Source organism: Vibrio tritonius (assembly GCF_001547935.1).
Classification (GTDB): domain Bacteria; phylum Pseudomonadota; class Gammaproteobacteria; order Enterobacterales; family Vibrionaceae; genus Vibrio; species Vibrio tritonius.
In genome coordinates this window covers 1,645,893-1,658,918 of record NZ_AP014635.1, presented here as the reverse complement: position 1 = coordinate 1,658,918, position 13,026 = coordinate 1,645,893, and the positions used below count along the sequence as shown (strand labels likewise).

Annotated in this window: 13 protein-coding genes; 7 read left to right on the top strand and 6 right to left on the bottom strand. The window is 43.6% G+C overall.

Going from position 1 to position 13,026, the window contains the following annotated elements; all coding sequences use genetic code 11:
* Positions 1 to 146: 146 nt before the first annotated feature.
* Positions 147 to 1,100, bottom strand: a complete 954-nt coding sequence (locus tag JCM16456_RS07470; RefSeq protein ID WP_068713619.1) for a lactate/malate family dehydrogenase — start codon at positions 1,098 to 1,100, stop codon at positions 147 to 149.
* Between the two features lie 348 nt (positions 1,101 to 1,448).
* On the opposite strand from JCM16456_RS07470, the gene ugpB reads away from it, so the two are divergent.
* From ugpB to JCM16456_RS07440, 6 genes are all read left to right on the top strand, one after another.
* Positions 1,449 to 2,744, top strand: coding sequence for a sn-glycerol-3-phosphate ABC transporter substrate-binding protein UgpB (gene ugpB / locus JCM16456_RS07465; RefSeq protein WP_068713618.1), 1,296 nt, complete (start codon positions 1,449 to 1,451; stop codon positions 2,742 to 2,744).
* A gap of 64 nt (positions 2,745 to 2,808) precedes the next feature.
* Positions 2,809 to 3,690 carry an ABC transporter permease subunit gene (locus JCM16456_RS07460; protein WP_068713617.1) on the top strand — a complete coding sequence of 294 codons (882 nt, stop codon included), beginning with the start codon at positions 2,809 to 2,811 and terminating at the stop codon, positions 3,688 to 3,690.
* Positions 3,691 to 3,698: 8 nt separating this feature from the next.
* Positions 3,699 to 4,541, top strand: coding sequence for a sn-glycerol-3-phosphate ABC transporter permease UgpE (gene ugpE / locus JCM16456_RS07455; RefSeq protein WP_068713616.1), 843 nt, complete (start codon positions 3,699 to 3,701; stop codon positions 4,539 to 4,541).
* A 46-nt stretch (positions 4,542 to 4,587) separates the two neighbouring features.
* On the top strand, positions 4,588 to 5,667 hold the full coding sequence (ugpC, locus tag JCM16456_RS07450; RefSeq protein WP_082712324.1) for a sn-glycerol-3-phosphate ABC transporter ATP-binding protein UgpC: 1,080 nt from the start codon (positions 4,588 to 4,590) through the stop codon (positions 5,665 to 5,667).
* 59 nt (positions 5,668 to 5,726) lie between these two features.
* Positions 5,727 to 6,503 (top strand): DeoR/GlpR family DNA-binding transcription regulator, encoded by a 777-nt coding sequence (locus JCM16456_RS07445; protein WP_068713614.1) that lies wholly within the window; start codon positions 5,727 to 5,729, stop codon positions 6,501 to 6,503.
* A 12-nt stretch (positions 6,504 to 6,515) separates the two neighbouring features.
* On the top strand, positions 6,516 to 7,226 hold the full coding sequence (locus tag JCM16456_RS07440) for a glycerophosphoryl diester phosphodiesterase (protein WP_068713613.1): 711 nt from the start codon (positions 6,516 to 6,518) through the stop codon (positions 7,224 to 7,226).
* Between the two features lie 112 nt (positions 7,227 to 7,338).
* Here the strand turns inward: JCM16456_RS07440 and JCM16456_RS07435 are convergent, their stop codons facing one another.
* Positions 7,339 to 7,884 (bottom strand): phenolic acid decarboxylase, encoded by a 546-nt coding sequence (locus tag JCM16456_RS07435; protein WP_269450969.1) that lies wholly within the window; start codon positions 7,882 to 7,884, stop codon positions 7,339 to 7,341.
* 63 nt (positions 7,885 to 7,947) lie between these two features.
* Here JCM16456_RS07435 and JCM16456_RS07430 point away from each other — a divergent pair, with 63 nt between their 5' ends.
* Positions 7,948 to 8,835, top strand: a complete 888-nt coding sequence (locus JCM16456_RS07430; RefSeq protein ID WP_068713611.1) for a LysR family transcriptional regulator — start codon at positions 7,948 to 7,950, stop codon at positions 8,833 to 8,835.
* Between the two features lie 10 nt (positions 8,836 to 8,845).
* On the opposite strand, the gene JCM16456_RS07425 is transcribed toward JCM16456_RS07430, so the two are convergent.
* The 4 genes from JCM16456_RS07425 to JCM16456_RS07410 form a co-directional block, all read right to left on the bottom strand.
* Positions 8,846 to 10,384, bottom strand: coding sequence for a methyl-accepting chemotaxis protein (locus JCM16456_RS07425; RefSeq protein WP_068713610.1), 1,539 nt, complete (start codon positions 10,382 to 10,384; stop codon positions 8,846 to 8,848).
* Between the two features lie 315 nt (positions 10,385 to 10,699).
* Positions 10,700 to 11,257: a DedA family protein gene (locus JCM16456_RS07420; protein WP_068713609.1), complete on the bottom strand. Its 558-nt coding sequence runs from the start codon at positions 11,255 to 11,257 to the stop codon at positions 10,700 to 10,702.
* 112 nt (positions 11,258 to 11,369) lie between these two features.
* Entirely contained in the window at positions 11,370 to 12,008 is a 639-nt protein-coding gene (gene maiA / locus JCM16456_RS07415) for a maleylacetoacetate isomerase (RefSeq protein WP_068713608.1), read from the bottom strand.
* 4 nt (positions 12,009 to 12,012) lie between these two features.
* Entirely contained in the window at positions 12,013 to 13,020 is a 1,008-nt protein-coding gene (locus tag JCM16456_RS07410) for a fumarylacetoacetate hydrolase family protein (RefSeq protein WP_068713607.1), read from the bottom strand.
* Positions 13,021 to 13,026: the final 6 nt, after the last annotated feature.

Here is a 13,026-nt window from a genome sequence, read left to right as displayed (position 1 = left end):
ATTTAATCCCTTTCTCAAACTAAAGACTCTATTTTTATTTGGTTAACATAATGTAGAAATAGAAAAAGGCGAATGATCAAGTCATTCGCCTTTATCATCTATAACTCTGCTTTATGTCACGGTGTTACTGGTGAAATGAATCAAAGTTAAATATTGAGACCCGTAGCCTTCGCAACCATCATCATGTGTTCGCGCAGCTCACCTGCAATTTGCTGCATCACTTCGCGCTCTTCATCGCTAAACGGGTGTGTAAGGATTTTTTCAACACCACTCTTCCCTACCACCACAGGTAGGCTCATCACCACGTCCGTTAACCCATATTCTCCTTGCAGCAGAGTACCTACCGGCAATACAGAACGTTCATTAATAACGATTGATTGAATAATTCGAAACACACTGGCGGCGATGCCATGAGTGGTATTGTTTTTACGACGGAAAATTTCAAAACCAGCTTGTTTTACAGACTCTAACAGCTCATCTGCGTCGATGCGCGGTACATCATTGGCATCGCAATAATAGTCGGCAGGTTGGCCTGCAATGCTAATTAAACTTTTCGGCGTAAAACAATGGCTACCATGTTCACCTAGCACGTAGCCAAACACGTTCTTCGGATCGAGATTGACACGCTCAGCGACTATCGTCATTAACCGAGCAGTGTCCACCACACATCCAGCAGAAATTACCTTATCAGCACTGTAACCGGTATTCGCAATGATACTGTGTGTCACGATATCACATGGGTTGGTCACAATAATTAAAATGGCATTGGGAGCCACGCGTTCAACTTTTCCAGCGATATCGACACCAATGCGACTATTGATCTCCGCCAGATCCATACGTGTTTGGCCTTGCTTGATTTGAGCACCAGCAGTAATCACAACAATATCCGCTCCCAGCATATCCATATAATTATCGCTAGGAATGATACGCGTATTTTTACTAAAGGTGAGCGCAGCGGTGTGGCGAAAATCAAACACTTCGCCTTCAGCTCGCATAATGTCTTTATCAAGTAGCACCAATTCACTAACACTGCCCAACGTCAACAAGTAGTTACAAATACCAACACCAACAGCGCCAGCACCAATAATACCTATTTTCATACTTCTTTCCTTGTTTTTGCAGACTCAATAAACCTCTATCCTGAGGTGGTTTGAGCGGTTCTGTGACAATTGTTTTATAACTAATGATAGCGGTTTTCAGCCATTACGATCCAATAATATTTTGCAAAAATAAAATTTACCAGTCAGTTATCCTAAATAAAACAACCAAAACAGTGCAATATGACTACATTACGCACTGATTCAGTGCAATTGATAGAAATAACAAGGATTGATAATAAATCCTTCAATCTTTTGCCATGTTTCTTCCACAGCAACGACACATTCCTCGCGCAACATAACGTCATACGAAACCCAAACACTCTCGTTCGAAACAGAAAAGGAACAATAATGAATAAGCTATGGTTAGCAGGAATCATGTCAGCGGCAATCTCCAGCCCAAGTTACGCTGTTACCAACATCACTTGGTGGCATGCTATGGGGGGGCAATTAGGCGAAACGGTAAATAAAATTGCTACCGACTTCAACGCTTCCCAATCGGAATATAAAGTCACTCCCGTGTTTAAAGGCACTTATACCGAAACACTAACAGCCGGTATCGCAGCCTATCGAGGTGGCGATGCGCCCAATATTCTGCAAGTGTTTGACGCAGGCTCAGCGACTATCATGAGCGCTAAAGGCGTGGCAAAACCAGTACAAGATATTCTTACACAAGCGGGCTACAAGTTTGATTCGAACGAGTATATTGCCGGCGTTCGTCAATTCTATGCTGACAGTACTGGTAAAATGATTGGTATGCCTTTTAACAGCTCAACACCTGTTTTGTATTACAACAAAGACATTTTGGCGAAAGTGAATGGTCAAGCGCCACAAACCTATGAAGAGTTAGAAGCATTGGCGAAAAAACTTAAGGCTAAAGGTTATGCTACCTTCTCTGAATCACTAACGCCTTGGACCATGTTTGAAAACTTCAAATCCCGTCATAACCTACCGTTAGCCGATAAAGAAAATGGTTACGATGGCTTTGCAACCAAACTAATGTTCAACTCTAAAGATATGGTTATGCATATCACCAAGCTGCAAGAGTGGGCGAAAAAAGGCTACTTCAAATACTATGGAACGGATTGGGACGCTAACCAAACCCCTTTTGAAAAGCAAGAAGTGGCCATGTGGGTTGGTTCGTCCGGTTCATTTGGTGGTCTACGCGCACGTGTAAAATTTGATATGGGTACGACTTACCTACCTTATTGGTCTTCTTTAACAAAAGAAGGTGGTTATCACACCTTTATCGGTGGCGGTGCGCTGTTCGCTCTAAATGGTCACTCATCAACCGAAGATAAAGGTGTTGCGGCGTTTTTTCACTACCTTACTCGCCCAGATGTACAAATGTATTGGCATGAAACCACTGGCTATGTTCCGGTGACCACTGCAGCTTATGACAAAACCAAACAATCCGGTTATTACCAATCGAACCCTGATGCAGAAGTGGGTGTAAAACAACTTACATTACCTTCTGGTGATTGGAATAAAGGTTACCGTCTTGGTTTCTACCCACAAATTCGCACCGTTATGGACCGCGAATTTGACAAAATATTTGCCGGCCAAACCAGTGTCAAAACCAGTTTGAATAAAGTGGAAAAAGAGAGCGAACAGCTACTTAATCGCTTTAAACGTACTGTTCAATAGTACAACGAGGCAGCACCTTGGGGTGTTGCCTTTTTCCATTGGTCATTATTAGGTTTATTACACTGTGCAACGTCGACAACAATTCCAACACAGCTTACTTCCGTATGCGCTGCTGTTTCCTCAAATAGCCATCATCGCGATCTTTTTTCTCTATCCTGCAGGTGAAGCTTTGGTGATGTCGTTTCACCTAGAGGATCCTTGGGGGCTCACTTCAAACTTTGTTGGGCTCGAAAACTATCAAATTCTCTTTTCTTCTTCTGATTATCTACAGTCACTCTGGTTTACGCTTATTTTCTCAGTAATCGTCGCGTTTTTATCACTGGGGATTGCACTATTGTTGGCCGTGAAAGCGAACCAGATATTACATGGTCAGAGCATCTACCGTACCACCTTAACGTGGGTATATGCCGTTGCGCCTGCAGTTGCCGGTCTTATGGGCGGTTTTATGTTTGATCCTAGCATTGGTATTTTAACTCAGGCTCTGCAGTCTCTAGGATGGGATTTTTCAGCCCAAACTAAACCCAACGACGCTATGTTCGCGTTAGTCTTAGTCTCGGTATGGAAGCAAGTTCCAGTAAATTTTGTCTATTTTCTCGCGGGCTTACAGTCCATTTCGTTAGCGGTTCGCGAGGCAGCCATGCTCGATTGTGCCAGTGATATCCGTCGATTTTGGACAATCACCTTTCCTCTGCTCGCACCCACTGGATTTTTTCTGCTGGTTATTAATCTCACTTATGCCTTTTTTGAAACCTTCGGTGTCATCGACACCATGACCGGTGGCGGCCCAGGTGGCAGTACAACTTCGCTGGTTTATAAAGTTTACCAAGACGGTTTCATTGGCGCCGATTTAGGCGGAAGCGCTGCGCAATCGGTGGTACTGCTCATCTTAGTGTTATTACTCACCGCAATACAGTTTCGCGTGGTTGAAAAGCGCATTCATTATTAGGAGGATGCATGAAAAGGATTCAATGGTTCGACCATATTATTTTAATACTCGGGGTGCTGTTTATGCTTGCCCCCGTTTGGCTCATTTTTGCCAGCTCAACTCACGAGCCTAACTCGATCATCAGTAATGGTCTGCAATGGGATATCGGTAAACAAGGGTTCGACGCTTATAAAGTCGCTTGGTCACAAGGATTAGGTTTTGCAGGAGATGTCACAGCGCAAACCATGATCATTAACTCACTGATTATGGGGTTAGGTTTTGCCATCGGTAAAATCATTATTTCGATGATCGCTGCTTACGCACTGGTCTACTTTCGTTTGCCTTATGCTACTGCGTGGTTTTGGCTCATTTTCGTTACCTTACTACTTCCTCTTGAAGTTCGGATTATCCCTTCGTACGAAGTGGTGACAAAGCTGGGCATGCTCAATCACTATTCCGGCTTGATTCTGCCTTTGATTGCATCAGCCACTGCCACATTTTTCTTTCGCCAGTTCTACCAAACTCTTCCCGATGAACTGTATGAAGCGGCACAACTTGACAATGCAGGACCCATTCGCTTTTTCATTGATATGGTGCTCCCCCTATCGCGCACAATGATGGCCGCCATTTTTATCATTATGTTCGTTGTTGGCTGGAACCAATATTTATGGCCAATGATGATCACCACTGATGAACATTACTACACCATCATTATGGGCATTAAACAGATACTCAATAACATCAGCGAAGCCAAGATGCCTCGTTACGATTATGCCTTTGCCATGATCATCTTCGCCATGTTGCCACCGGTACTGATTGTGGCCATTTTCCAACGCTATTTTGTAAAAGGACTCGTCGAAAGTGAAAAATAATACTGCACTTGAGTTAAATGCTTCTCCAGATTCATTGGTTAACACCATGCTCAAATTACAAGATATTGTTAAAACCTACGAGAATGGTCACCGTGCCGTACGTGGTATCAATCTTGATATTCAACATGGCGAGTTCATTGTGTTAGTTGGCCCATCAGGGTGTGGTAAGTCATCACTGTTACGCTCGATTGCAGGCTTAGAGGCCATTAATTCCGGTGCGATTTACCTTAACGGACGCCGAGTTGACCAAATTAAACCGGCTCAGCGTGACATAGCGATGGTATTTCAAAATTACGCGCTCTATCCGCATATGACGGTGTACCAAAACTTGGCTTATGGGTTAAAAAACCGCGGTGTGGATAAAGGTACGATTGAACAAAAAATTCGAAGCGTTGCGACAACATTAAAAATCGAAGACTATCTCGACCGTAAACCATCTAAATTGTCGGGAGGTCAACGTCAGCGCGTGGCAATGGGACGGGCAATTGTGCGCGATCCTCAACTGTTTTTATTTGATGAGCCACTCTCAAACCTTGATGCGGCACTGCGTTCGCACATGCGGTTAGAGATCAAAAAGCTGCAGCGAGAATTGAACGTGACCAGTGTTTACGTTACTCACGACCAAGTCGAAGCGATGACGCTAGCCGACCGTATTGTGGTGCTTAAAGAAGGCAGTATTGAACAAATCGGCACTCCGAAAGAGATCTATCACCAACCAGCTTCTACATTTGTCGCCAGCTTTATTGGCAGCCCTGCCATGAATTTCCTTCCCGCTCTTGGGCAAAATAATTCACTGCTAGTGGCTGGTCAAACATTGACGCTTTCTTCCCCTATTCATTCGACAACATGCACCTTAGGGATTCGTCCTGAACAGGCGCAACTTCATTGTGATGGTCCTTCATTAAAATTGCGCTTTAAAATCGGGGTAATTGAACCATTAGGACCGAATCAATTAGTTCATGGCTCCATAGTTGATGAACAACAGAAAGCGCAGCCGTTTATTGCAATGACATCAGAAATGACTCTACCTGTAAATGGTGAAATAGATCTGTTTATTCCTTTAGAACAACTACACCTATTTGATCAAATGGGCAAACGTATTGGTAGCGAGTTCAAGATGCAGTAACGAGAGATGTTATAACGAAAAGCAATCTTCCACCCTCTAAGCAGTAATAAGGGATCAGAGTGAGCCTATCAACACGACAGAAACAAATTTTACAGCAATTACAACAATCACAAGGTGTACTCACCAGTGGTCACTTAGCACAGCATCTTGCGGTATCTGTGCAAACTATCCGCAAAGATATGAATGACTTAAATGAGTTGGGATTGGTCAAACGAGTACATGGCGGAATCTGTTTACCGACACAAAATGACAATTTATCGTTTTCTAACCGAGACTTGCAGCACAGTGCGCAAAAACAAGCGATCGCTCAACGAGTCGTCGATTGTTTACCTGAACAAACCAGCATTTTCTTGGGTATTGGAACCACCCCAAAATATGTAGCGCAGGCCCTACTCGATCACTCGGGCCTTACGGTGGTTACCAATAATATTAATGCGGCATTGGTACTCAGTCATAACCCCAATATCGCTCTTCATTTGGCTGGTGGCGCAGTGCGTCATTCTGATCAAGATACCGTGGGAGAAGTCACAACTGATTTCTATCGACAATTTAACATCAAGATCGGTGTGTTTGGTGTGGGTGGATTAAACGAGCGAGGAGAATTGCTCGATTTTACCCCCGAAGAGGCCGCGCTCAGTCGTACTATCATCAGTCAAAGTGAACAGTGCTGGCTTGTGGCCGATCACACAAAATATGGTCGCTATGCTCCTGTAGTTAGCGCTACACTAAATGACATCGATTGCCTGTTTATTGATAAACCTAGCATCGCTTTACAACAACTTTGCCAAAGCCATCGTGTAGAACTTATCAGTACAACTGAGCGTTCTTACGAGTAAAAGGAATAAACCATGTCACTTGTTATTGTTGGTCACCGGGGCGTGGCTGCCCATTTTCCAGAGAATACCCGTGTTAGTGTTCAAGCCGCCATTGATTTAGGCTTGAATTGGGTTGAAGTGGATGTTCAGCCAACGAAAGATAATATTCTAGTCGTTTGCCACGATCACACCATTGATCGCTGCAGTAACGGCCAAGGACGTATCGATGAAATGACTCTCGACGAATTGCGCAGTAAAGATTTTGGCTCTTGGTTCGATGCCAAGTTTGCCAATGAACTCATTATGACGCTGGCGGAATTACTGTCATTGGCAACCAAACACGCACTAGGCCTCAACATAGAGGTGAAAGTCGATCGCCATGACGTTGCGGCAGTGGCATCCCAACTCAAAGAGCAACTCGACCAATGCCAGTTACCTAAAGATAAAATCATGTTATCGAGTTTCAGTCATGACATTATTCGCCAACTGTATGCTCACTGTCCTGGGTACAAGCTCGGGGTACTGACTGAACGTTTAACCCAAAGTGACCGCCGTGTACTTAAAGAAGTTAAAGCATTTAGCTGTAACGTAAACTACAAATGGTTGACCCAGCGGCATATTGCCGATCTCCATCGCGAAGGCTATCAAGTGTGGTGTTACACAGTGAACAAACCTGAGAAATTCTCTCTGTTGAATCAAGTGGATGGTATTTTCAGTGATGACCCAGGCCGTTTTTTTAAATAAGTTGGGTTGCAATTAGTGACATAAAAAACGCCGGAGAGCATCCTCTCTGGCGTTTTTTCTAACGTACACATCCATCTAATGTATACAGGTGCTGTTACCCTAGGAAGTCAGCTTATTTTAGATTTTCAGGGAAGTTTGCTGGTAACTCACTTGCAGGGCAATTAATCACTTCTTCGTTGTTAATGCCTGCATCACGAACGAAAGTGATGGTCGCAAATTCATCAATCACTTCTGTTGGGTAAGCAGGGCCTTCCGCGCGGTACGCTTCCATTTGTGCAATGTGCTCGTTTTGGAAACAAACTGTTTTTTTAGGATCGTTAATTACCCAACGAGGGAAGAAGATAGTCCCGTGGAACACTTTATCTGCTAGGTTTGCAATCAAGCTAACATCTGTACCAGTTGGTTCAGTCCATGACACTTTATAAACATCTTTTGCTACGCGAACAAGATAGACGTGTTGGTCTTTAACCCAACGACCACCAACGATACCACTGTGAATTCGATAATCTGCTGTGTTGTCGTTTTTAAAGTAAAACTCATAATTCCAGCCATTGTCGTAAGTATAAACAAGGTGTTTACCAACAATACCGCTTAAATCATTTACGTCGAACATATTAAATCCCTCACTATTTCGTTTCGTTTTTGTGTTGGAGGTCACTATACCTCAGATAATTAGAAGTAAAATTCACAATATCTGATTGATAACATCGAAAAGTTTAATATGTTAAAAACAACACTTGAGCAATGGCAGGTACTAAGAGCAGTGGTCGAGCAAGGCAGTATTGCCAAGGCAGCAGAGCAAACATTTAAGAGTCAACCAGCAATTAGTTACCAATTAACTCAATTACAACAACGACTTGGTGTAGAAATTCTCAACTTACAAGGACGAAAGCTGGTGTTAACTGAACAGGGACGAATTCTGCTCGAACAGGCGGCATTTATTTTGGATCAGTGGCGAGATTTAGAAGCTCGCGCCGAGGCACTAACTCAAGGCGAACGAGCCGTTATTAGCGTAGTGGTTGATAGTCTATTTCCCAAAACACAATTATTTAGCGGGTTAAAACGCTTTAATCAACAATACCCTAACACCCATGTGCACGTGAAAGAAACGGTCCGCGATGAAGGCATCATGTTATTTAAACAAGAGCAAGATGATGTGTATATCATCAGTGCGCCAGAGAGTCTAAATACAGAAAAACGGGCAGTATTAAACGTCAGTGTGATTCCCGTTGCTCACTGTGACCACCCTATTTTTGATTTACCCGCCGAGTTACGCACAGCAAAACTGAAATGCGTACCTATGATTCAAGTGGTTGATAAACATCACCAACAACACGCTGCCGATTCTAATCAACGTTATCAAGATTCATGGTTTTTTACTTCTCTCAACTCTGCTATTGATGCCATTTTGAATCAGTTAGGTTATGGCTGGATCCCTGTCAGTGAAATTGAAGAGCATCTCGCACAAGGGGTTCTCAAGCCTATTTTCGAAGATGGGCAACAGCAGCGTAACTCGACTTTATACCTTATAAAAAATCAGAACGCCCGCCATGATAACGTGATACACGCTCTGGAAGACGCTCTGACAGTGGGTTTGCTTAATGACTAATCAAGTGACACTAAGCTTTAAATGACATCCCTAAATTCGCTAGTTGATCGGCTTTGAGTTGTACGTCGTTAGCCAATTCAAACACGCCATTAGCGTCATTTAAGTTGCGACCTGATGCATCCTTAATTGTGGTTAAGTTTTCATTAATTTCTTTAGCCACAACACTTTGCTGTTCAGCCGCAGTGGAGATTTGCGTTGCGGCATCGTCAATAATTCGTACCGCTTCTGTCAAATCCGACACACTTGCTTTGGTGTTACTGGTATCTTCAACACAGCTTTGCGCAGCCTTCTCCCCAGCTTGCATCGTACTCTTTAACGTAGAGAGGGTTGCTACCACATCTTTCATGGAAGATTGAATACCCTCAGTCGCTTTATGCGTTCTTTGGCTCAGAGCACGAACTTCATCGGCAACCACAGCGAACCCACGCCCTTGCTCTCCCGCCCTAGCCGCTTCAATGGCTGCGTTAAGCGCCAGCAAGTTAGTTTGTTCCGCCACCCCTTGAATTTCATTCATCACCGAATCAATTTGTTCTATTTTTTCCGCTAACAGGTCGGTTGCCGCAGCGGAATTATTCACCTCGTCCGACAAATCCATTACCTTAGTTTCGGTCGATTGAATGTTTTGCATCGCCTTTTGGCACAACTGCGAAGCATTTCTAACTTGATCGGAGGTCTGCGAACTGTTGCGAGCCACTTCATGAATCGTCGCCACCATCTCTTCTACAGCAGTAGAGATTTTTTCTAGCTCCTCCGTTTGCACTTCAATGTTATTTTGACTGCTTTTTGATAACTGCTGCATTTGTTTCACTTTAGTGAGCAAATCGCGACCACTGTCGAGGGTACGTCCAACAATGGTTTTTACCTTGCCTTTCTGCATTCGAATGTGAAACTCAGCGTTATTTTTGGGATGGTCGCAATAGATATAACGGGAAATACTGTCATAAATCCCTGATAATTCTTCGTTATACCGAGAATTCGTGACAACGTCACTATAAAACAACATGCAATAAACAAGAGGTAACAACACCGATAAATAAGGACTGATAAAGATGGTTCCAACGATCACAATAAGGCTGGCAACGAAACTTAAAGTGAGCTTTGTCGATGCTTTAAAATCGAATAGAGGCAGCGCCCTACGACCATTTAACATTTTGTCATAGGCGATTTCTGCACGCTTGCGAATCTCAGGAGTTAAGTTACGACGTACCGATTGGTAACCGACCAGTTCACCATGCTCATAAATCGGTGTAACAAAGGCGTCAACCCAGTAGTAACGTCCATCTTTACATCGGTTTTTCACAGCGCCACGCCAGTTTTGCTCTTCCTTTAAATGATCCCACAAATCTTGGAACGCTTCTTTTGGCATGGAAGGATGCCGCACGATGTTGTGGTTTTTATGCAGCAGCTCTTCAAGAGTAAACCCAGCCACTTTACAAAACTCTTCATTGGCATAAGTAATATGGCCTCGAATGTCAGTGGTCGATACCAATTCCATGTCTTGAGGAAACGAAACTTCCTCATCGATGATATTTTGATTAGTGTTATCCATACGCTCTTTACACCCCTCTTAGGATATAAATAAGTGTAATCAAAGATATGCACTTTGCTGATGAAACAGAGGAAATTTAGAAGCTAAGTATTAAGGAGTAGAAAAAGGTGTGTGTGACATCAAATTTTTTATGAGCATGATGTAGAGTTTTTCGCAATATAAATTCAGCCAACTTATCGTTTTTCTGTATTTCAGAAGAGAAACTAATTTATACCCCCAAAACAGCACATCAGCGGAAGAAAAGAAACTAGGTGTATCAGGTGTCACACACGTTTTCCCCTTTCGCCTTATGCTATTTTGGTCCATTCACCACAATTATTTGTTCTCACTTTTCCAACGCTTCCATGACCACAACACGATGGCACAAAAACAGATCGCCGCAAAAAACGTGACTTCATAATGCTTGATATTGTGCAGGAATAGTTCAACAGTATGACCAAACAAATACCCTAATACACCCACTGCAATCGCCCAAATGAGAGCGCCGATAATATTAAGCACAATAAATCGTTGCGGAGGCACATTACTTGCTCCAATGAGAAACGGAGTGACTGTTCGAATACCGTACAAAAAACGGAACCCTAGAATCAATAAGACTTGATGCTTATTTAGAAGGTGGAACACGCGAGCGGATTTTGCTTTCCATTTAGGGCGCTTGTCGATAGCACTTTTACCCTTGCTCCGACCGATAAAATAGTAAAGTTGATCACCAAACAGGGTACCACCAAACGCACTGGCAATAACCCAAAACAGATCTAGATAACCACGATGGGCAGCAAAGCCGCCTAACACCAAAATGGTTTCCCCTTCAAAAAAGGTCCCGATGGCGACGGCTAAATATCCGTATTCCGCCACTAACTGCTGCAGAGACATGTTAATACTCGATTGAAAGGCACATACGCCTGAAGAAACAATTTGAGTATACTGCCACCGAACGCGTTTCAGGTCATGACTTACTGCCCGTTTTTTACGAAATATTCATAAATCACGACGCATCTGGTTGATTTTCCGGCAATGCACGAACAAAGGCTGGATGTAAGCGAAGTTTTTCTGTGATCCGTTGAATAATTGGATAACGCTCCATATCCACATCAAAACGCTCTGCATTATACACTTGCGGCACCAAACAAACATCCAACATAGTGACACTGTCACCAAAAGCATAATGACCAGAGCATGCCACCAACCGATTTTCTAGCGCCTCAAACCCTGCATGTATCCAGTGATGATACCATGCCCCTTTTTGCTCTTGGGTTGCCCCTATCGGATTAGTTAAATAACGCAATACGCGTAAATTGTTCAGCGGATGGATATCACTAATAATGTCTTGTGCCATAGCGATTACCTGATAACGGTCATCTCCCTTTGGCAATAAAGATGGCTGCGGAAAATGTTCATCGAGATACAACATAATCGCCAAACTTTGATTGAGCACTACGTCGCCATGAACCAACACAGGAACCAAACCATTAGGGTTGAGTAAATGAAAGTGGATGGGATGGCCCTGTTCGGTCAACAAGTTCACCGCTTTTTGTTCATACTCGATCTGCTTTAGGTTGAGCGCAATGCGCACACGGTAAGCCGCGGAAGAACGCCAATAACTGTATAATTCGAACTTATTCATAGCGTTACTCCACGACTCGTTGGTTTATAGCTCCAAAAATGGATAGCCCTTTAGAATCGAGCATTTCAAGACGAATGTTATCTCCTGGCTGTAAAAAGTGTGTTTGTGGGTGGCCCCATTGCAGAATTTCAATCATGCGTCTTTCTGCAATACAGGAATACCCCACGCCTCCATTGGCAACTAGGCTACTGTCATCTTCTGGTTGAACATTCGATACCGTACCTGAGCCAATAATCGTACCAGCAGACAATGCTCTCGTTTTAGCAGCGTGACAAATCAATTGAGGAAAATTAAACGTCATGTCCTTACCGGCCTCTGGCCGCCCAAAGACAACGTCATTGAGTGTGCTAACCAATGGCAGCATCACTCGTCCATCTGCCCATACCCCCTCCAACTCATCGGGCGTTACTGCTACAGGACTAAATGAAGACGAGGGTTTTGATTGATAAAAGCCAAACCCCTTTGCGAGCTCCCCTGGAATTAACTCACGTAAAGAAACATCATTCACCAACATCAATAATTTAATCGCCTGCGCGGCTTGTTCTTGACTGCATCCCTGAGGAACATCATCCGTAATAACCGCAACTTCCCCTTCAAAATCCAGCCCCCAAGTCGTATCACGAAGAACGATATCATCCATTGGTGCAAGAAAAGTATCACTCCCCCCTTGATACATAAGCGGATCCGTCCAAAAGCTAGGCGGCATTTCGGCTCCGCGCGCCTTACGAACTAATTCCACATGATGAACATAAGCGGAACCATCTGCCCAATGAAACGATCTCGGTAACGGTGAATGACATCGTTGTGAGTCAAAATCATGGGCATCGGACCGCTTACCTGCATTGAGTTCTTGGTATATGTCGAGTAGTGGACTCTCGACTTTATCCCAGTTATCCAGAGCCTCTTGTAATGAATGTGCAATTTCGGGTACCGCCACGTAACGAGTAAGATCTCGATTTACAACGACCAATTTACCGTCCCGTTGAGCATTTTTTAAAGTTGCCAGCTTCATACGCGC